This is a genomic window from Ruegeria sp. O5 (assembly GCF_056535105.1).
In genome coordinates this window covers 85,596-106,385 of sequence record NZ_JBQERN010000013.1, presented here as the reverse complement: position 1 = coordinate 106,385, position 20,790 = coordinate 85,596, and the positions used below count along the sequence as shown (strand labels likewise).

Annotated in this window: 18 protein-coding genes; 4 read left to right on the top strand and 14 right to left on the bottom strand. The window is 60.3% G+C overall.

The features are described from left to right. Window positions 1-47: 47 nt before the first annotated feature. Entirely contained in the window at window positions 48-995 is a 948-nt protein-coding gene (locus tag ACR0M3_RS15530) for a GlxA family transcriptional regulator (RefSeq protein ID WP_480911575.1), read from the bottom strand. 80 nt (window positions 996-1,075) lie between these two features. Here ACR0M3_RS15530 and ACR0M3_RS15525 point away from each other — a divergent pair, with 80 nt between their 5' ends. The 4 genes from ACR0M3_RS15525 (at window position 1,076) to ACR0M3_RS15510 (ending at window position 5,583) form a co-directional block, all read left to right on the top strand. Beyond that, window positions 1,076-2,236 (top strand): acyl-CoA dehydrogenase family protein, encoded by a 1,161-nt coding sequence (locus ACR0M3_RS15525; protein ID WP_209507018.1) that lies wholly within the window; start codon window positions 1,076-1,078, stop codon window positions 2,234-2,236. 2 nt (window positions 2,237-2,238) lie between these two features. Next, the gene (locus tag ACR0M3_RS15520; RefSeq protein WP_480911573.1) at window positions 2,239-4,254 is read left to right on the top strand and encodes an acetate--CoA ligase family protein; all 2,016 of its coding nucleotides are present in this window, start codon (window positions 2,239-2,241) and stop codon (window positions 4,252-4,254) included. A gap of 3 nt (window positions 4,255-4,257) precedes the next feature. Further along, window positions 4,258-5,037 carry a carnitinyl-CoA dehydratase gene (locus tag ACR0M3_RS15515; RefSeq protein WP_209597100.1) on the top strand — a complete coding sequence of 260 codons (780 nt, stop codon included), beginning with the start codon at window positions 4,258-4,260 and terminating at the stop codon, window positions 5,035-5,037. 75 nt (window positions 5,038-5,112) lie between these two features. Next, on the top strand, window positions 5,113-5,583 hold the full coding sequence (locus ACR0M3_RS15510; protein ID WP_480911571.1) for a hypothetical protein: 471 nt from the start codon (window positions 5,113-5,115) through the stop codon (window positions 5,581-5,583). Here ACR0M3_RS15510 and ACR0M3_RS15505 read toward each other — a convergent pair. The 13 genes from ACR0M3_RS15505 to napF all read right to left on the bottom strand — a co-directional run bounded on the left by ACR0M3_RS15505 (window position 5,574) and on the right by napF (window position 20,725). Beyond that, complete coding sequence (locus tag ACR0M3_RS15505) at window positions 5,574-6,644, bottom strand: polyprenyl synthetase family protein (protein WP_480911569.1); 1,071 nt, start codon at window positions 6,642-6,644, stop codon at window positions 5,574-5,576. The genes ACR0M3_RS15510 and ACR0M3_RS15505 overlap by 10 nt on opposite strands. Before the next feature lie 4 nt (window positions 6,645-6,648). Further along, window positions 6,649-8,772: a hydroxysqualene dehydroxylase gene (locus tag ACR0M3_RS15500; protein WP_480520447.1), complete on the bottom strand. Its 2,124-nt coding sequence runs from the start codon at window positions 8,770-8,772 to the stop codon at window positions 6,649-6,651. Beyond that, the gene (locus ACR0M3_RS15495) at window positions 8,765-9,589 is read right to left on the bottom strand and encodes a DUF3237 domain-containing protein (protein ID WP_480911567.1); all 825 of its coding nucleotides are present in this window, start codon (window positions 9,587-9,589) and stop codon (window positions 8,765-8,767) included. Before ACR0M3_RS15495 ends, ACR0M3_RS15500 begins: the two co-directional genes overlap by 8 nt. Before the next feature lie 14 nt (window positions 9,590-9,603). Beyond that, entirely contained in the window at window positions 9,604-10,488 is an 885-nt protein-coding gene (locus ACR0M3_RS15490) for an encapsulin (RefSeq protein ID WP_209507025.1), read from the bottom strand. Window positions 10,489-10,540: 52 nt separating this feature from the next. Next, window positions 10,541-13,741: an adenylate/guanylate cyclase domain-containing protein gene (locus tag ACR0M3_RS15485; protein ID WP_480911565.1), complete on the bottom strand. Its 3,201-nt coding sequence runs from the start codon at window positions 13,739-13,741 to the stop codon at window positions 10,541-10,543. 485 nt (window positions 13,742-14,226) lie between these two features. Continuing rightward, on the bottom strand, window positions 14,227-14,484 hold the full coding sequence (locus tag ACR0M3_RS15480; protein WP_480484292.1) for a hypothetical protein: 258 nt from the start codon (window positions 14,482-14,484) through the stop codon (window positions 14,227-14,229). A 13-nt stretch (window positions 14,485-14,497) separates the two neighbouring features. Next, window positions 14,498-15,190, bottom strand: a complete 693-nt coding sequence (locus ACR0M3_RS15475) for a NapC/NirT family cytochrome c (RefSeq protein ID WP_480911564.1) — start codon at window positions 15,188-15,190, stop codon at window positions 14,498-14,500. 29 nt (window positions 15,191-15,219) lie between these two features. Then, window positions 15,220-15,657 (bottom strand): nitrate reductase cytochrome c-type subunit, encoded by a 438-nt coding sequence (locus ACR0M3_RS15470; protein ID WP_480911562.1) that lies wholly within the window; start codon window positions 15,655-15,657, stop codon window positions 15,220-15,222. 12 nt (window positions 15,658-15,669) lie between these two features. Continuing rightward, window positions 15,670-16,587, bottom strand: a complete 918-nt coding sequence (gene napH / locus ACR0M3_RS15465; protein ID WP_480911560.1) for a quinol dehydrogenase ferredoxin subunit NapH — start codon at window positions 16,585-16,587, stop codon at window positions 15,670-15,672. Continuing rightward, a complete protein-coding gene (napG, locus tag ACR0M3_RS15460) occupies window positions 16,584-17,402 on the bottom strand; it encodes a ferredoxin-type protein NapG (RefSeq protein ID WP_480900529.1) in 819 nt (272 codons plus the stop codon). The genes napH and napG overlap by 4 nt, the downstream gene beginning before the upstream one ends. 28 nt (window positions 17,403-17,430) lie before the next feature. Then, window positions 17,431-19,923 carry a nitrate reductase catalytic subunit NapA gene (gene napA / locus ACR0M3_RS15455; protein WP_267363553.1) on the bottom strand — a complete coding sequence of 831 codons (2,493 nt, stop codon included), beginning with the start codon at window positions 19,921-19,923 and terminating at the stop codon, window positions 17,431-17,433. After that, window positions 19,920-20,213 (bottom strand): chaperone NapD, encoded by a 294-nt coding sequence (locus ACR0M3_RS15450; RefSeq protein ID WP_480477405.1) that lies wholly within the window; start codon window positions 20,211-20,213, stop codon window positions 19,920-19,922. The genes napA and ACR0M3_RS15450 overlap by 4 nt, the downstream gene beginning before the upstream one ends. Next, window positions 20,210-20,725 (bottom strand): ferredoxin-type protein NapF, encoded by a 516-nt coding sequence (gene napF, locus ACR0M3_RS15445; RefSeq protein ID WP_480494067.1) that lies wholly within the window; start codon window positions 20,723-20,725, stop codon window positions 20,210-20,212. Before napF ends, ACR0M3_RS15450 begins: the two co-directional genes overlap by 4 nt. Window positions 20,726-20,790 lie beyond the last annotated feature (65 nt).

Here is a 20,790-nt window from a genome sequence, read left to right as displayed (position 1 = left end):
TATTGCAGGTTGTGAAAAGCAACAAACGGCTTCCCGCCAGTCCGGGCTCATCGCCCCGACAGGTTTCCATTCCGAAATGCGGTCGGCGTTTGACCGAATTCGGCCTTGAACGCGCGGGTCATGGCGCTGGCGTTTTCATATCCACAGCGCCCCGCGATTTCGGCGATGGATTGTTCCGTATCCTCGGCCAGATTGCGCGCGCGGTTCAGGCGCAGACGCCGGTACAGCGCTTGCGGAGTTGTATTCAATTCCGCCTGAACACGCGTTTCAAGCCGTTTTTGCGAACACCCGATTTTCCGGGCCACACTCCGGACTGACAGCGGTGCTTCAAGATGCGCCTGCATGACGGTCAGCGCACGATTGACCAGCGTGTCCTCGGATTTCAGAGGCAGGTCATAATGGCCACGCCCGTTCCGGCTCATGAACAGGTGCTCGACCTCCATCGCCAGCAGCGGGCCGTGATCCCGGCGGATAAGGGTCAGGGCCAGATCGAAGGCTGCCATGGCCCCGGAACAGGTCAGACGGTTGCCATCGATGACAAACCGTTCCCGCACGGCCTCTACCGCCGGAAACCTTTCTTCGAACCGCGAAAATTCGTCCCAATGAATGGTTGCCCTGTGGTCATCCAGCAATCCGGCGCTGGCAAGCAGCCAGCTTCCCGTATCCAGCCCGGCCAGGTGCTTGTGTTTCTTGGCCGCAGCCAGCACGGCACGCATGGTCGACCGCGTATCCAGCTTCAGGTATCCATATGACGGCATGACAACAAGAAAATCCCCCTGTTGATCGCCGATGGCCCCGTTCGGGGTGACGACAAGGCCGCTGGAGCTTTGAACAGGGTTGCCGTCAAGCGAACAGAAGCGCCATGCATATAACGCCTGCCGCGACAGGGTGTTTGCCGCCCGCAACGGTTCGACCATGTTCGCAAGGCAATGGTTCGAGAACCCGTCGAACAGAAGGACATTGTATTGCTGCGATAATATTTTCGAATTTGGCATGAAAATGATCTATCTCTGCATGCCGCGACCATGAGCGATGGCGTTTGGTTGGTCAACCACCGATCCAGGGAACACGCGCCATGCAGTTTGGTCTGACAGAAGAACAGGACATGATCGTCTCGACGGTCCGCAGCTTTGTAGAAAAAGAAATCTACCCGCATGAAGACGCGGTGGAACGCAGCGGAACGGTCCCGCCGGAGCTTGGCAACGAGATCAAGCAGAAATGTATCGATCTGGGGTTCTATGCCTGCAACTTCCCCGAAGAAGTGGGCGGCGCGGGCCTGTCGCATCTGGATTTTACACTGGTCGAGCGTGAACTGGGCCGTGGGTCGATGGCGCTGACGCATTTCTTTGGCCGCCCGCAAAACATCCTCATGGCCTGCAACGACGAACAGCGCGAACGCTATCTGCTGCCCGCAGTGCGCGGGGAAAAGATGGACGCGCTGGCGATGACCGAACCGGATGCCGGATCGGACGTGCGCGGCATGAAATGTCAGGCGGTGCGCGACGGTGGCGACTGGGTCGTCAACGGATCAAAACACTTCATCTCGGGCGCGGAACACGCGGATTTCTTCATTGTCTTCGTTGCCACCGGCGTGGATGAGACCCCTAAAGGCCCCAAAAAACGCATCACCACCTTCCTGGTGGATCGCGGCACACCGGGCTTTGAAGTACGCGACGGCTACAGATCCGTCAGCCACAGGGGCTATAAAAACTGTATCCTGTATTTCGACAATTGCCGCCTGTCCGATGCGCAGGTTCTGGGCGAGGTCGATGGCGGTTTTGCGGTGATGAACGAATGGCTTTACGCGACCCGTCTGACGGTTGCGGCCTTCTCGGTCGGGCGCGCGCGGCGCTGCTTTGACTATGCGCTGAATTACGCCGCCGAGCGCAAGCAATTCGGCCAGCCCATCGGCAAGTTTCAGGGCGTTGGCTTCCAGATTGCCGACATGATCACCGAGATTGACGCCGCCGATTGGCTGACCCTTGCCGCCGCTTGGCGTCTGGATCAGAACCTGCCCGCAAACCGCGAGATCGCCTCGGCCAAGCTCTATGCCTCCGAGGCATTGGCGCGGGTCACCGACACGACGCTGCAAATCTTCGGCGGCATGGGCCTGATGGATGATTTCCCGATCGAACGGTTTTGGCGCGACGCCCGGGTCGAACGGATCTGGGACGGCACCAGCGAGATTCAGCGCCACATCATCAGCCGCGATCTTCTGCGTCCGCTGGGCGCCTGACCATGACCAAAGACCTGACCCGGCTGCTGCGCCCGAAATCCATCGCAGTCATTGGCGGCGGTGCATGGTGCCAACAGGTTATTCTGCAATCCGAACGCATGGGATATGCCGGTCAGATCTGGCCGGTCCACCCCAAGGCTTCGGACATTGCGGGCCACAAGGTTTATGGCCATATCGAAGACCTGCCCAACGCACCTGACGCGGTTTTTATCGGTATCAACCGCCACGCCACGATTGAAGCGGTTCAAGTCCTGTCCAGTATGGGTGCGGGTGGCGCTGTCTGCTTCGCCTCGGGCTTTTCCGAGGCCGTGGCCGAGGACGACACCGGCGGGGATTTGCAGGATCAACTGATCGCAGCGGCCGGTGACATGCCCATTCTGGGCCCGAACTGCTATGGGTTCATCAACGCGCTGGACGGGGCATTGCTGTGGCCGGATCAGCACGGGGTTGTGCCCGTCGACAAGGGCGTGGCGATCCTGACGCAAAGCTCGAACATCTCGATCAACCTGACCATGCAGAAACGCGGGCTGCCGATTGCCTATATGGTCACCTGCGGAAATATGGCTCAGACCAGTCAGGCGCAAATCGCCTCGGCCCTGATCGATGACCCGCGCGTGACCGCAGTGGGCCTGCATATCGAAGGCTTCAAGAACATCCGCGAGTGGGAGGCGCTGGCCGCCAAGGCCCACGCAAAAGGCATCCCTCTGGTAGCCCTCAAGGTCGGCGCATCGGAACAGGCGCAAGCGGCAACCGTTTCCCATACCGCATCTCTGGCGGGCAGCGATGCCGGGGCGCAGGCGCTGCTTGACCGGCTTGGCATTCCGCGCGTTTCGGCACTGCCTGACTTCCTTGAAACGCTCAAACTGTTGCATTGCTACGGGCCGCTGCCGGGGGGCAACATTTCCTCGATCAGCTGTTCGGGGGGCGAGGCGAGCCTGATTGCCGATATGGCCGTCGGCACGGGGTTGCAATTTCCACGGCTGAGCGGTGAAAAGCTGACCCGCCTGCGCGGCGCGCTCGGGCCAATGGTCGCGCTGAACAACCCGCTGGATTATCACACCTATATCTGGCGTGACGAGCAGGCGATGACGCGGGCCTGGTCGGGCATGACGGGTGACGATATCGACATGACATTCTCGATCGTCGACTACCCGACCACCGACTCCACCGATTGGGCCTGCGCAACGCAGGCAGCGCTGAACGTACGGGCAGAAACCGGCGCCCGGTTTGCGATTGTCGCCACCTTGCCGGAACTTTTGCCGGAAGACATCGCACAACAGCTGATGGCCGGGGGTGTTGTCCCCTTCATGGGCCTGCGCGAGGCGCTATCTGCGACCCGCGCCGCAGGGCAGGTCAAGGCCCCATCCGCTGCGCCCGTTTTGCAACCGGGTATGATGGAACCAACCCAAACCCTTACCGAAGGCGCCTCGAAGGCGGCGCTGGCGGAATGCGGCCTGCGTATCCCGCAGAACCGGACGGTGCGGGGCGCGGAAGCTGCCCGTGCCGCAGCGGAGCAGATGGAAGGCCCCTTTGCCGTCAAAGGTGTCGGGCTTGCGCATAAATCCGAACACAGCGCCGTTCGGCTGGGCATCCGGGCCCAGGACGTCGCGGCTGTCGCGGCAGATATCGGCACCGAAGACATCCTGATCGAAGAGATGGTCACCGGACCCGTTGCCGAGCTTCTGATTGGCGTGGTGCGTGATCCCGCTCATGGGTTTGTTCTGACCCTTGGGGCAGGGGGCGTGCTGACCGAACTGCTGCGCGACACGGCATCCTTGCTGGTGCCCAGCCCGCCCGAAGACATCCGCTCCGCCCTCGGTCAATTGAAGATAGCCCCTCTGCTGGCGGGCTATCGCGGCCAACCGGCGGCTGATATGGATGCGATTGTTGCCGCGGTCGAGGCCGTTCAGACCTATGTCATGCAAAATGCCGACACGCTTGGCGAGGTCGAGATTAACCCGCTCCTGTGCACGCCGGACAAGGCCGTTGCCGTGGACGCCCTGATAAGAAAGGCCTGAGATATGGACCCGATCAAAACCCGCCGCGATGGTTCGATCCTCGAGGTCACGCTGGACCGCCCTAAGGCAAACGCGATCGATCTGATCACCAGCCGCAGAATGGGCGAGGTCTTTGCTGAATTCCGCGACGACCCGGACCTGCGCGTGGCCATCCTGACCGGCGCGGGCGAAAAATTCTTTTGCCCCGGCTGGGATCTGAAAGCTGCCGCCGACGGCGACGCGGTGGACGGAGATTACGGCGTCGGCGGGTTCGGAGGCCTGCAAGAGCTGCGCGATCTGAACAAGCCCGTGATTGCCGCCGTCAACGGTATCGCCTGCGGCGGCGGGCTAGAGCTGGCCTTGTCCGCAGACATGATCCTTGCAGCTGACCACGCCACGTTTGCCTTGCCGGAAATCCGCTCGGGCACCGTTGCGGATGCTGCCAGCGTCAAACTGCCCAAGCGCATCCCCTATCACATCGCGATGGAGCTGCTGCTGACAGGCCGCTGGTTTGATGCCGAAGAAGCCAACCGCTGGGGTCTGGTGAACGAGATTGTCGCCGCTGATCAGCTGATGGACCGCGCGTGGGACCTTGCCCGCCTGCTGGCGTCAGGGCCGCCGCTGGTCTACGCGGCCATCAAGGAAATCGTGCGCGATGCCGAAGACGCCAAGTTTCAGGACGCCATGAACCGCATAACCAAACGGCAACTGCGCAGCGTGGATGTCCTCTATTCCAGTGAGGACCAGCTTGAAGGCGCGCGTGCATTTGCCGAAAAACGTGATCCGGTTTGGAAAGGCAAATAATAACGCGGTGTGTTTGTCGCGCGGATCCGGTAAATTTCCCATTTACTGATCCGCGCCACAGGTGCACAGTTGGGCATGCCTTATTTCGAACGAAAACCATACGTTAGCACGCCACTTCCGGTCAGCCCGATCGCGCCGCAGCCGGATGCGCAACCGATCTCGGACATTGCCCGCCGCGTGCTTGGGGCTGAACGGGGCGCGCAACAGCCGCTTGAAGGGCCATTTGCGTGCCGCAAAACCTGCCACCCCGGCGGCACCGCAACCATATTGCTGTCCTTTGATGCGCCAAGTGGTGGCGGGCCTGTCGCACTACAGTTCGAACCGGGCGACCTGATCAACCGGAACGGCGACACTCTTCCGGCAAACCGGGTCAATGTTGTCCCCCCGCAAATCCAGCTAAACCCCGGCGAGTCAACAGATGTTGCCGTCATTGTAACCGTGCCGGACCTCGCCGATCCCGGCGAATATCACGGTCGGATTGCCTGCACAGGCACAGTGCAAACCTCGATCGTCGTGATGTATGAGGTGGCGGGCGCTCAAACCTGACGGGTTACGAGATAGTCCATGAAATGACCCAGAAACGCGCGCGGCACCTCTTCGGTGGCTGCAAAAACCTGCGCAAACTCCTGACGGGCCGAGGCCAGCAAGTCATTGGCCGCGTCCTGTGCATATCTGATGCAGCCATAGTGATCCATGCGATCCAGAACCCAGCTGACATCCTGCGTCGAACGGTTGTCACGCGGGTTTGACAGCATCTCCGACAGGCGCGCTTTTTCGGGCTCATCCGCCTGCAAGCTAAGCCGCCCCAGCATCAGCGTGCGTTTGCCTTCGTAAATGTCCCCGCCGATCTCTTTGCCATATTTGTCCTGCGAGCCCACGAGGTTCAGAACATCATCCTGTATCTGAAACGCGGCCCCCAGAAAAAACCCAAACGCGTTGAAATCGTCCAGATTAAGCGCGCCTGACGCCACATCATGTGGCCGGGCAATCAGCGCCCCGATGCGCATGGGGTGAATGAAACTGTACCAGCAGGTCTTTTTCAGACACATCGTTAGATAATCCGATGCATCCACGTTCAGCCGGTTGTCCCGTATCCAGCCAAGCTCCAGCGCCTGACCTTCAATGGACTGCTGCAACAGATGATCGAACTCGTCCACCACGCGTATACCCGTGTCAGGGCCCAGCGGCCCAAGGTTCTGGCGCAACAGGCGCAGGGCCAGCGATTGCATCCCGTCGCCGGTATTGATCGCCAAAGGGACCCCAAGACGCTTGTGCATACACTCGCGACCGCGCCTGAAATCGCTTTGATCCTCGATATCGTCATGGATCAGAAACGCGTTGTGCAGCAGTTCAAGAACGGCGGCTGACACTCGCGCGGTCTCGCTGTCACCGCCGAAAGCCTCGCAGGTGGCCAGCAACAGCGCGGGCCGCAACCCCTTGCCCGAGGTTTCGATGTAATCCCGCATCGGCCCGTACAGGTAGGCCTGCGGCTCGCCCGTCGGCAGCATCTGCAAAAGCGTCTCACGGGCCCGATCCCCGTATGAGGTCAGCGTTTTCAGAAAATCCTGCTGTGCCGCAGGATCCAGATGTGCTGTGCCAGTGGCCACAGGGTCATCCCTTCTGGGTGATGATCACACGGGTTTTGGTCTCGTTCCTGCCCGTCTCGGCAAGGTTGGGTCCGGCCGCCGAAAAAGGTGCATCCGTCAGCGGCAAGGCTTTGGACAACACCCCCGACTGGCCGCTGTCCCGGCCCAGATCAAAGGCAACATCCTCTGCAATCTCCTCTCCGGGGATTGGAAGATCAGCGGTCGGCTCGTAGGCTACCATCAGGTCAAGCAGCTCTTTCGGAGGGCAGATCATACGCAACGCGTCCGCAATCGCAGGGTCTTCGGTAATCCCGCCGGGTTTTGAGTATTCCGTAGCCGGTTTCGCAATGACGGCAAGCGGCCCTTCGCCGCCACGCTCAACACCCACTGCATCCTGTCCCATCCTCAGCGCCGCCTCGACCGCAACCGCAAACCGGTTGTCCCAGGGCAGGCCGGCCTGATAGCGGGCAAAATCATAGGCGCGCAGCGGTTTCAGGATATCCGGTTCGTGCAGGTCCCAGATTTGGCAGGGCTCTGCTTTTGATCCGCCGCGTTGCAGGATGGCATTGACCGCCCGACGTGCCGCTTCGTTTGCTCCTTCCATGGTGGCAAGGTCGGTGTAGGTGCGCACATAATCCGACGCCAGCATGAAGTTCGGGATCAACGTGGCCGCCTCAGGGCGCAACCGCCAGCTGTTGATGCGGTTGACCAACAGCGGCTCCACATTGGTTTGGCGCTTGGGGTCGTTGGGATCCTGCACAATATCAGGATCAAGGAACCAGTAATGCATGTCCTCGTCGCGCAGGACGGTCTGGCCATCCACGTTGACGCTGCGCTTGAGCTGTTCCCAAACCTCGTGCGCAATCTCTTCGCGGCTACAATCACGCGCGGTTTTTCCGTTCAACCCCGGCTTGTCCCATTCCGAGATATCTATTGAAAGCAGGCCCTTGGTCTTGCCTTCTGCCCAGTTTTCAAAGTTGATGGCCGACCAGAACTGCTTTTGTGAAACCGCGGTCAGGGCCCAGGGGCTGTCAATGAAAATGACGTGGCCGTGGGTCAGTTCAACATCCTTGGTCAGGTAGAACTGAATTCCGTTCATCCATTGCACGTCTTCGGCCAGCAGGGGCAGCTTGGCCAGAGACGGGTCGATTGCCGTCATCGCAGGGGTGATCAGCGGCGCGATCCGTTCGATTGGCATCGCACTGATGAACCAATCCCCGGTGACCTGCTTTTCTTCGCCATCCTGTTCAACCGTCGCGCTGACGATGCGGCCATCCTGGCAGTCGATGCCCGTGACCTTTGAGTTGAACTTGTACACGACCCCCTTGCTTTTGAGGTAATCCAGCCACGGCTGTATCCAGACAAGGTTGGTGGGGCCGTTCAACAACCGGTTGCCATGTGGCTCGGGCGTCGCGATACCCAGCTGAAGTTGAACCGCAATGTCGCCCACGGTCTTTGTACTGGCAGTTGTCGCCTTCGCGGCCACCAGCGAACGGGTCAGGCCAATGGCCAGAAACTTCTGATACGCTTCCGAGCGCTGCTCGGCACCGATGAAATCCCACCACCCGATGCGTTCATATTCATCGAACCGGCGCTCCTTGCAGGATGTCGCGATGCGCCACATGCAGGCGATGAAATGTTCGACATCCTCATAGGCAATCTGGTCCCGTGGCGAGAGCGTGAATGCAACCGTCTTGAGCACGTCGGCCACGTCTTTCAGCGTGCGGGGAAACCGTTCGGGAACGATGATGCCTGGGTCGTCAAACTGGCTGACCAGAACCTGAGTGGTGGACACCAGATTATCGTAACAGGTGCCTTTGCCGTAATAGGGCGTGCGCGCCATCGTATCGGTGATATGGCGGTAGAAATTCGGAAAGAACCGGAACCCGTGCTCGCCGGGCAGCCAGGGGCGTTTCACACCGGGGGGATAACTGGCGCCGTCCATCTCGGCCCATTGTTCAAGCGCCTTGATGTGTTTCGCCTTGGACCCATGATCGCCTTCGCCCTTCATCACGGGGATGCTGCGTGCCTTACCGCCGGGGATCAGCTGGCGCTCGTGAATCTCGACCTCGTACCCGCGCTCGATCAGCTCATGCGCGGCGCTCATTCCGGCCACGCCACCGCCCAGTATGACAACCTTTTCAGCCATCGGATGTTCCTTTCGCGGAATAGACGTCAAAGCGCAGGGTGATATCGGACAGGCTGGCTTCGCCGATGCCGAACCCCTGCAACCTGTTCATCCAGGCATAATTCGGGTTTGACGTCAGGTATCGCGGTGCCAGCCGGACCGGGGCCGAGGCGGGCAGAGTGCCCTTCGCCAGCCCGGCAAACCCATCCGGGCCAAAGTCACACACGCCGGTATCTTCAAACAGGATCGGCGCACCCCCTTCAACGGGTTGAATAAGCGCTCGGGCGTGCAAAAGCCCAACTCCGTCGGATCGCACGCGCATCCAGTCGCCCCCCAGCGGATCGATCGTCCCCTTCAGATGAGGCCCTTCAACCGTTCCGCCCTCTTTGATCCCGAAATGCAGCCAGATGCCGTCCGGTGTTTCCCCCGACGGATAGAACTCGTCGGTGAACGGCACCACAAACCTGCCAACGTGTTCAAGCGCGGGCATTTGCGTGACAGGCTTTGCCGGGCTTGGCGGCGCAGGCTCGGGGGCCTTTCCGGGGCCGGGATCATATTCGCGACCACCGGTCGTCAGCACCGGTCGCCAGGTCAATGTCTTTTCCTGGGTCACAGATGGCAGCATGGCTGCAAACTGCTGAAACCCCGTCATGGGGTCGCATTGCAAGGGCCAGCCGCGAATGGCGCGTTCGGGGCCGCCATCTTCGGAACAGATCACACGCACCACGTCATGCGAAGACACGGCGGGTCCGGCTTCGATCAGCACCCGATTTAACCCATTTTCGTTGATCAATTCGGACCAACGCAATGTCACACCCCGGTCTGTGAATTCTCGCATGACCAGTTCTCCGGTCAGCACGTGATGGTGCAGATCGCCTGTGCTTCCTTGATCCTAAGGTGGAACTTCTGCTGCACGCGGAAGATGTGCTCACCGTCAGACGAGGTTTGCAGATACTTCACCGCGATATCCGAAGGCACGACAATCTCGACCGGCGCACCTTGCAGCGATACAAGTGCTGCCTTGTTTGCGGGCAGGGTGCCCGATCGCAGCAGCGGGCCGTCAAGGAACGGAAGAATACTGTCACGCGGCAGCACCATCGAGTTTTCGATCGGCGTGGTCACGGCCTGAAACAGCCCATTGCCCATCACACAGGCAAAAGGCCCAAGGTATCCATGCGCTTCCAGCTTGTTGATGCCCGCGACCACGGCCTCGAAAACCTCGGGGCCGGAACAGGGCTTTTTCTTCCCGTTGATCGATATGGATTGACCTTCGCCAGCCTCCAGCAGCCCCGGATATTTGCCGCCACCGCTGACGGTATAGATAGGCGGTAGATCCGCAGGTGCGCCACCGGCATGTTTGGGCGCTTCGCTGCTGCCTGGCTGGCCGTTGAAAACGATGTCATCCTCGACCTTGGCCACGACGGCGGCGGCCCGGCGGAACATGATCATGGCCGCGGCCAGTTCCGGATCAGCCACCTGCGCGCCTTTCAGGTAGACGTTGACGGAAACAGTCGTCAGCCGCAGGGTGTCATAATCATTCACTTCCAGACGCTTGGCCGCGCCTGATGCGTTGTCGACCAGACCCAGCTTGTTCAGGGGAACAGATTGCGTGTCCGCCGGCAGCGGCCCATAAAGCGGCAGAAAACTCGCAGCCACCCGCGCACGCAGCGCTTCATCATGGACGGCCTTGTTAACGGCATTCCACTGTTCGGTGTTCCAATCCAATGCGTCGGTCATTGTAAATCCCTCTTGGTGATGCTGCCCTGTTTGGCCGGGCAGTCCGTCTCGTTCATTCGGCTTTCGTCAAACTGTCCAGAAGTGCCTCGGCGCGTTGTTCCTGAACAACGGCACCACATTCGCGGGCAAGCGCCAATGCCAGTTCACCCTCGGCAATCGCGCTGTCCCGATCACCCTTGGCAGCAAAGGCTTTGGCCCGCACGCGGTGATATTCCGGTTTGTTCAGCGTTTCTCCTCGTTCCCAACCGGGGGTACACACGGTTTCAAGCCGGTCCAGGGCCTGATCAATATCCCCGTGATCGATCATCAACTCAGACAGAACAATCTGATTCTGCGGAAAAGTAAAGTTTCCACCAGACTTTGAGATCAGGTTCATGCAGGCCTCGATATGGGCCGGGACGCCCTCGATGTCACCTTTTCCCGCCTGCGCAAGACCCATGTAGATATCCTGCATGGCGTGAAGATACAGGAACCCTTCCTCATCGGCGATCTTGCGCGCTTCTTTCATAGTGACGTCCAGCCGGTCCCATTCGCCCGCGTAGGGCAGGAACATGCTGCACGCGCCCATGACATAGACAAGATTGGGTGCGTGGTTCAGTGCCCGGCTGACGTCGATGGCTTTCAGACGTGCGGCCTCCGCCTCATCAAACTTGCCCTGCTGCCACAGAAGGCACCCCTGAATGGCCAGCAACGACGCCGTGGTCGAGGACTGGGTCATCGGCATCATGGCCATGTCCAGCTCAGGCGTGATCAGCGCAAAGGCACGGTCAAGCTGCTGCTCGCAATCCGCGAACTCCCCGCGGAAGTAATGCGTGAAACTCAGCGCGCGGGCTGCCAGCACGTTGGCGACAGGATCGCCACTCATACCGGCCATCGCGTCCAGAGCCTGTCCCATCTCCATTGCCCGGTTCATCTGGCCTGCCACAAAGAAATTGGTCCAGCGGCAGAAGGTGGCCGCGAAAAGGGTTTCGCCATCGCCCAATGCATGGGCAAGCTCCATCGCGCGGGCGGCTGTCTCTCCGACCTGATCGGAGGACCATCCATAGATCGCCATGTAAGCCGGAAGGATATTCATCTGCACCCGAAGCTCGAACCCGTCACGCTCTGCATTGGCGGGCATCGTTCCGATATTGCGCAGTGCCGCGCGAAATGCCGAGATTGCAGGCAGGTTCGCCAACCGCGTCAGGGCTTGTTCGCCTGCCGTAAACCAGTTGGACACCGCCTCATCCTTCAACCCGCCATGGTCGCAGTGATGCGCCACGGTATCGGGGGCGGGGTTTCCGAATGCGTTATGTCCGGCCAGCAAGGCCCGTGCGATTTTAAGATGAACCTTCTGCCGGTCTTCGCGCAGCAGCGAGTTATAGGCCGTATCCTGAACCAGCGCGTGGTTGAACGTGTAGGTGGCCGTTCCGGCTTCGCCCGTGATCAGCACAACGCCAGCCGCCATCAGCTGCATCAGCGCGCTTTCCACATCCATGTCTTCCTGCGCCACCGCCTGGATCATCGCCGAGGTGAAACTGCGCCCGATAACAGACCCAAGCTGCGCAATGGGCTTGGCGTTTTCCATCCGGTCAAGACGCGACATCAACGAATCCTGAAGGGTTGCGGGGATACTCAGGGCATCCAGAACCTCGGCGTTGATCGGCGCATCTTGCGGCAGCTGGTCCAGAACCGCCTTGGTCATCTCTTCGATGTAAAGCGGCACGCCATCGGCCTTCTCGACAATCTGCCTGATCAGGATGACCGGCAAACTGTATGGCTCGGCCACGCGCCGGACCAGTTCCGAGGCTTCACTGCTGGCCAAAGGCGTCAGATCGATGCGCGCCGCGCGGCCCTCGTAATGCTCAGGCGGCTCGTATTCAGGGCGATGCGACAGGACCACCAGTATCGGGAACCCGTCCAGACCTGATGCCAGCGCCTCCAGCACGTCCAGCGTGGTTGCGTCAGCCCAGTGCACGTCTTCCACCACCAGCAGCAAGGTGCCGCGCCTGTCACACAGGCTGCCAAGGCTGCGCAACAACACGTCCAGCGATTTGCGGGCCTTCTTCAGGGGGTCTGGATCCGGCTCTGCGCCCGTTTCGACCCCGGCCATATCGAGAAGAACAGGCAAATCCGCGTCGCTCAGACGAGAGGCGGCCTGAACAAAATCGGAAATCGCGCCCCGGATGCTGTCATCGGACTTGTCGCCTGAAACACGCCTCAACTCTCCCACGATCGGGTGAAGCGGAAGGCTGGCCAGATGCGGAATGCACTGCAAGGTAAAGGGTTTGACGCCAATTGTTTCAGACAGGGACTTGATCAGCCGCGATTTGCCAATGCCTGCGGCGCCACCGACAAACGCAAACCTGCCGGAGCCCGCCTGTGCATCTTTCCAAAGCTGGGTCAGGACCGAAAGATCGTCGCCCCGGGCGACAAGATCAACGGCTGACTGTCCGACACGCGCATCGAACCGGCTGGTCGCGACGCTTTCGGAAATGGCGCGATAGACGGTGCGCTGATTGTCAAACCCTTTCAGGTTCTGGCTGCCACGGGGCTCGAATTCGAATGCGCCTTGTGTCAATCGCCACGTCTCTGCGGAAACGATCACCTCACCCGGCTCGGCCAGACCTTGCAGGCGGGATGCAAGGTTCGCGGTTTCACCGACCAGAAAGTCCTGCGACCCAAGACTTGTCGACGAAACCACCCCTACAACAACCATACCGGTGGCAATTCCCGCGCGCAGATCCAGTTTTTCGCCAAACCTGTTTTCAAGGTTTTGTACGGCTTCGATGGTCTCCAGCACGGCGCGAACGGCGCGCTCGGCATCGTCCTCCATGGCTTTGGGATATCCGAAATAGACCATGATCCCGTCGCCCTGCCTGTAGGCCAGATGACAGCCATGCTGTTTCAGGGTGCCGATCGCCGTATCCAGATACAGATTCATGATCTGCATCAGGTCTTCCGGGTCATACCGCTGGGCCAGCTGCGTGGACCCTACGAGATCGCAGAAAACCAGCGTAAGCTGCCGCCGTTCGGCTTCCGACCTAAGCTCCTGCCGGGTCGAAGCTTCCTCAGATTTCAGACGCGCCTGCGCCTTGCGAAACCGCTTTCTTTCACCAACCGTCAGCCCCAGATCGCGCAGTTCGGGATCTGTCAGCTCGTCCAGAATATCATCATCCACGCCTTCCTGCCGAAACAGCGTGGCATGGTTTTCCAGATCAGCCAGTCGAAGAACTTTTGAGATACGCGGCGATGCCTCAAGGACCCCCGTCATCGTTCTGCGCCCCCGCCCATTTTCCTTCCCCCCTTACTCCCCTCAAAACATATTGTATTTGTATAAGCAAAAATAGAGAGGAATTTACGTTCTATCCACATGACGCAGGGACACCATTATTAACTTGTTATCTGCTGTGACAGATGTCGTTTCGAATTTCCACTCCACTTTGAATTTTTCTTGTCAAATCATTGGCTTTCGGTTTCATATTGATTTTTCACGCGCAAATCTGGGCCGGGCCTGCTGCCTTGCCGCACGGAATGGGAATGCGTGTTTTCCCCTAGGCCCTAGGGCCTCATGCGATTTCATTGAAGTTGTGGAAATGCGAAAATCACACCCTGCCGATTTTTGGCGCCACCGCGCGCCTTAAACGCTTCCCTAGCGTCAATAGACGCGTCGCGCGCGGCACAAGCATCTGCTTTGGCGCGGGAAACGTGACCCGGCAGGATACCGGCTCCACCAAACGGGCAGAACCGGTTTCTTCTTCAGACGGTTGCGCCTTTCAGGCGGATGGCAGTGCCAAGGCTGCCCGCGCAAAGCCCGACCAGAACCGAGATACCAAGTTCCAGCGCTTCCACATGGGCAAACTGAAAGCCCGCGAAAACCAGCGTTTCCAGAATGCCGACACCGGCCCCCAGGACCGCGCCCAACCACAGCTTGCGGGTCATCATTCCAAGCGCCAGTCCCAGTATGCCGGGCAGGCCCAGGACATTGGCACCGATTGTTCCAAGTAAGTCTAACATGTCTGCCCCCACCCTAATTCGAGCTGTTGTTCAGAAACGCGCGGATGTCGCTGCCCGAGGCGGAAGCATGTTCCTGAAGAACCTCGCCCTCCACGGCCTCGCTTATCTTCTGGTATTGTTCCAGATAATTCGCGGGCAGATTATGCGCGATGCCCTGATGGCAGTCGATGCATGTCATGCCGGTGTCGATGGCGCGCTGGTGTTCCGACGCGGCGCGGGTTTCCTGAATGGTAAAGTCCATGTAGTCAAAGTTATGACAGTTGCGGCATTCACGGCTGTCCGATTCCTTCATCTTCTTCCAGACGGCCGATGCCATGCTCAGGCGATGCGCCTCGTACTGCTCGGGTGTGCTGATGGTTCCAGCCAGCTCATGATAGACGTCTTTGACGGCCATGATCTTGGCTTTGATCTTGTGGCTCCATTCATCCGGCACGTGGCAGTCGGAACAGATCGCGCGAACGCCGGAATGGTTGTTGTAATGAACCGTTTCGCGATACTCGCCCAGGTTGGTTTCCATCGTGTGGCACGAGGTACAGAATTCTTCGGTATTCGTCAGCTCAAGGGTCCAGTGAAATCCACCCCAGAACAGGATACCGGCCAGAAATCCGGCCAGGATCAGAAAGCCTGAACTGAACAGCACCGTCGGCGTCCAGATCGCGTTCCAGAGGCGACCAAGCAAGCCGCGGTTTTCAGGAGAGTCGGCCATATCGGTGCTCCTTTCAGTCTTGCGTTGGATCAATTGCCGGTGGAGGGCTGGAACACGTTGTCGACCAGCGGCGGGGCGTCGGCCTGCGGTACGTGGCACTGGTTGCAGAAATACCGGGTTCCGGCGATCCGATCCAGTTCGCGGCCTTCGCGGTCCAGATAATGGGTCATCGACAGCGTCGGCGCGTTACGGTCACCGGCTTTGGTCCAGTCGTGGCAGGACAGGCACTGGTTGGTACGGATGTCGATCTGGTACTGTTCGACCGAATGCGGGATCACCGGCGGCTGCTGCCGGTAATTGCGCTGCTGGCGCCCTTCGACATTGCGGTGGATCTGGTCCAGCGGCACCGGCTCATCCACATCCGCACCGCGCAGGGATTCAACCTGAGCAGATTGCGCGAGGGCCCATCCGCTCAGCAATAATACGGGTAGAAGGGCAATTCCGCCTGTAACGATTGATTTTTTCATCTTGGCACTCCCCTAGATAGGTCTGGCGGCGCGCGGCTCGGGCGCGGCAACTGGATCGGAAGGTTGGACGACATGGTCGTCGAACCGGTGAGTAAAGGTAAAGACGTCGACCGCGCAGACATCGATGCAGCGGCCACAATTCGTGCAGTCGGGTGACAGGATCAGCGGGGTACTTCCCGGTTTGCCCTTCAGCGCGGGCGAGATCACCTGATTTTCCGGGCAGACCGCGTAACAATCCATGCAGTCATCGCAGGCGGCGCGGTTTGTGGCGCTGATCCGCAGCAGGCTTTTTGCTCCGATCAGGCCATAGAACGCACCCACCGGGCACAGGTGTCCGCACCATCCGTGGCGCGAGACGAAGACGTCAAAGACAAAGATGGCGGCGATCAGCGCCCAGACAAAGCCCATTCCAAAGACCAGCCCGCGATGCAGCATGGTGATCGGGTTGATCAGTTCCCACGCGATCATGCCGCTCAGACCCGAAACAAGCAGGACCGTTGCCAGAATCCACAGGCGCGTGCCGCGCTTGGGCTGCCAGCCTTTCGGCAGGTCCAGCTTGCGGTGCACCCAGTTGGCCGCGTCCGTCACCGGGTTTATGGGGCAGACCCAGGAACAATAGACACGGCCACCAATCAGGGCATAGACCACCAGAACGATCAGCCCACCGATCAGCGCGGTCAATTCGGGCCAGTGGCCCGCAACCATGCTCTGCAACAGGATGAACGGATCGGTCAAAGGCAGCACGCCCAGCGTCAGCGACCCGGCCAGCGTGCCCTGAACGATCCAAATGCCGAACCATGGGCCCAGCAGAAACAGAACCAGAAAGAACAGCTGGCTTGCCCGGCGCAGCAGCAGATAGCGATGCGCGCCGATCCAGCCCTTGCTGGCGATGGCCTCGTGACCTGTGGGCATATCTGTGCGGGCGCTCATTGTCCCACCCCCGGCAGATCATATCCCGGTGCAAATCCGCCGGGCGTGGCCAGATTGTCCGTGCCCGGTCCGGGCAAACGGTCCGGCAGATCGATGATCCCCTCGACCACCGGCGCGCCTTTCGCGGCCTTTTCTTCCCAACCCTTGCGGTAATGCTCTGCCGAACTGCCCCGCGCCAGCCGGGCAGGCAGCACCTTGATGGCGGCCTCGGGCAGAACACAGCTTTTCTCGCACATGCCGCAGCCGGTGCAGCGGTCGGCGTGGACGGTCGGGATGAACATCGCGTGATGGCCCGACCGCGTGTTGTGTGTGGTGTCCAGCGTGATCGCCTCGTCAATGACGGGGCAGACGCGGTAACAGACATCGCAGCGCAACCCGAGGAAGTTCAGGCAGTTCTCCTGATCGACCAGAACCGCGACCCCCATCTTCGCATCGTCGATATTGTCCAGCGAGGGGTCCAGTGCCCCGGTCGGACATGCAGCGACGCAAGGGATGTCGTCGCACATCTCACAGGGAATATCCCGGGCGGTGAAAAAGGGCGTTCCCGTCGCCACCGCGTCCGAGCCTAACTCGGCCAGTTTCAACGTATCGTATGGGCAATCCCGCACGCATAATCCGCAGCGGATGCAGGCCGACAGAAACTCCTTTTCCGGCAGCGCGCCGGGTGGGCGCAAAGCCTCGGCCGGCAGGGCGCGGGCGTCGCGGGCCAGATAGGCCAGCACCGTCCCGGCGACCACGCAGCCGCCCGCCGCCCGCGCCGAATCCTGCAGGAACCGGCGCCGCTGCGGCGAAAGGGGTTTGTCGGCAAAAGACATGAGGATTTACCCGTGCGATCCTTGTTGCCTATGCGCGCTCGACCTTGCAGGCGCATTTCTTGAAGTCGGTCTCTTTCGACAGCGGGCAGGTCGCGTCCAGCGTCAGCTTGTTGGTCAACTGGCCTTCATCAAACCACGGCATGAACACCAGACCGCGCGGCACCTTGTTGCGCCCACGGGTCTCGACCCGGCTGGTGACCTCGCCCCGACGGGTGGACAGAACTATCTCCTGGCCCCGGCGCAGATCCCGATCCTTGGCGTCCTGCGGATGCATGTAAACCACAGCCGCCGGGTAGGCGCGGTGCAGCTCTGGCACACGGCGCGTCATCGACCCCGAATGCCAGTGTTCCAGCACACGACCGGTGCACAGCCACAGATCATATTCCGCATCCGGTTCCTCGGCCGCAGGCTCGTAAGGCGCAAAGATGATGCTCGCCTTGCCATCCTTCTTGCCATAGAACTTCACGCCCGCGCCTTCGGGCACATAAGGGTCATAGCCTTCGCGGAAACGATACAGCGTCTCCTTACCGTCCACGACCGGCCAGCGCATTCCGCGCGCCTGATGGTACATTTCAAACGGTGCCAGATCGTGCGCGTGGCCGCGTCCGAAATTGGCATATTCCTCGAACAGACCCTTCTGAACGTAGAACCCGAAATGCTCGGATTCGTCGTTGTCAAAGCCCTCGGCCGTTTCCGACAGCGGGAACTTGTCGACACTGCCATTGGCAAACAGAACCTCGTACATGGTCTTGCCGCGATGTTCCGGCATGGTGGCCAGCAACTCTTCGCCCCAGACCTCCTCAACGGTGAAGCGTTTCGAGAATTCCATCACCTGCCACACGTCCGACTTGGCCTCGCCCGGTGCCTTGACCTGCTGCCGCCAGAACTGGGTGCGGCGCTCGGCGTTACCATAGGCGCCTTCCTTCTCGACCCACATGGCGGTGGGCAGGATCAGATCGGCGGACACGGCTGTGACGGTCGGGTAGGGGTCTGATACGGTGATGAAGTTCTCGGGGTTGCGATATCCGGGATAACCTTCTTCGTTGATATTCGGTGCGGCCTGCATGTTGTTGTTGCACTGCACCCAATAGGCGTTCAGATCACCATCCTTCAGCTTGCGGTGTTGCAGCACGGCATGAAAGCCGGGCTTGGCCGGAATGGTACCCGCAGGCACATTCCAGGCGGTTTCGCAAATCTTGCGGTGCTCGTCATTCATGACAACCATGTCGGCAGGCAGACGGTGGGCAAAAGTGCCGACCTCACGCGCGGTTCCGCAGGCCGACGGCTGACCGGTCAGCGAGAAGGGCGAGTTTCCGGGCTCGGAAATCTTGCCCACCAGCAAGTGCACGTTATACATCAGCGAATTCACCCACGACCCGCGGGTATGCTGGTTGAACCCCATGGTCCACAGGCTCATGACCTTGCGGTTCGGGTCGGCATATTGCTGCGCCAGACGTTCCAGCTTGTCCGCCGGAACGCCGGACAGCTCCGAAGTGTATTCCAGCGTGTATGCCGATACCGCCTCGGCATATTCCTCAAAGCTGATCGGCTCCATCTTGCCGACATTGGGGTTCGCGGCCTCTTGTTGCAGCGGATGATTGTCGCGCAGGCCATAACCGATATCGGTGGCGGTCTTGGTGATGTTGACGTGGTTCTTGACGAACTCTTCGTTCACCGCGCCATTCTGAATGATGTAATTGGCAATGTAGTTCAGGATCGCCAGATCGGTCTGCGGGTTGAACACCATGCCATTGTCGGCCAGCTCGAACGAACGGTGCTCGAAGGTCGACAGAACATGCACTTCGCATCCCGGCTTGGTCAGGCGCGTATCGGTCAGACGCGACCACAGGATCGGGTGCATCTCGGCCATGTTCGACCCCCACAGAACAAACGTATCTGCGTGCTCAAGGTCGTCATAGCAGCCCATCGGCTCGTCGATGCCGAAGGTACGGATAAAGCCGACCACGGCCGATGCCATGCAGTGACGCGCGTTGGGGTCGATGTTGTTCGACCGGAACCCGGCCTTCATCATCTTGGCCGCCGCATAACCTTCCCAGACGGTCCACTGACCGGAACCGAACATACCCACGCTGGTCGGGCCTTTCTTGGCCAGCGCCTCTTTCCACTTGGCAGCCATGACGTCAAAGGCTTCGTCCCAGCTGACCGGCTCAAACTCGCCGTTCTTGTCATATTCGCCGTTGGTTTTGCGCAAAAGCGGCGTGGTCAGGCGGTCCTTGCCATACATGATCTTGGACAGGAAATAGCCCTTGATACAGTTCAGACCCCGGTTGACCGGCGCATCAGGGTCGCCCTGCGTGGCGACTACGCGGCCATCCTTGGTGCCCACCAGAACCGAACAGCCCGTGCCGCAGAACCGGCAGGCGGCCTTGTCCCAGCGGATATCGGGCGCGGCGGCCTGGGCGCTGGCCGAACCAGCGGCCATTGGAATGCCGGCAGCCGAGGCCGTGGCAGCCGCTGCGGACGCTTTCAGAAATGTACGACGGGATTCAGAGATGGTCATTGCATGGGCCTCCTGCTGGACGGTTGGCTTGGAGCATCAGGACGCGGAGCAGCCTCCGCGGGATCTTCGAAATGGTGATAGGTCAGCGATAGCGAGATCACGCCGGGGATCTGGTGCAGATCCATGATGGTTTCCGAGGCCAGCCGGTCGGCTGTATCCTCGACAACCACGACGAACCGGCCATCCTCGGCCTCCGCATGAAGCTCGACGCCATCGGTGCCGGTTATCGCCGCGCGCGCGGCGTCGGTGTGATCGGGGGCGATGTGGACAAGACAGCCACAGATATTCATTGGGTCACCTCCGGGTGCAAAGGGGCGGGGCGGTGCATCGTGATGGCCCCGGCAGGGCACGCGGCAGAACATGTGCCGCATCCGATACAGGTTTCGGTTTCAAGCGCCGGTTCAGCCCGCCCGCCCAGTTGCAGGCGAAAGCGGATGGCTTCCTGTTCGCAAGTGTCCTGGCACAGGCGGCAGCTCACCCCGTTCATCGACAGACAGCTTGCGGCCTCGATCCGTGCGCGCCACGGCCACTCGGCCACACGCTCGGGCAACAGCGCCGGGGTCGGGCAAACCTCGGCACATGCACCGCATAAGGTGCAGCCGCCTGCGGAAAGATCCAGAACCGGAAAGCCGCTGTCGTCGAATGTGATGATGTCTTCCGGGCAGGCCCCGGCGCAGTCTTCACAGCCTGTGCACAGATCGGCAAAGCCTGTCACGCCCGCGCCCGGCGGTCGAATCGCATCAGGATCCTCCCGTAGGATACGTGCGCTCAGAAAAGCGCGTCTGCTGGTCAACTGGCTCATGGCTGGCGACTCGAGTGTGGATAGATTGGTTCGCGTCCTTACTTCCTAACTGCGCGAAGCAGCGC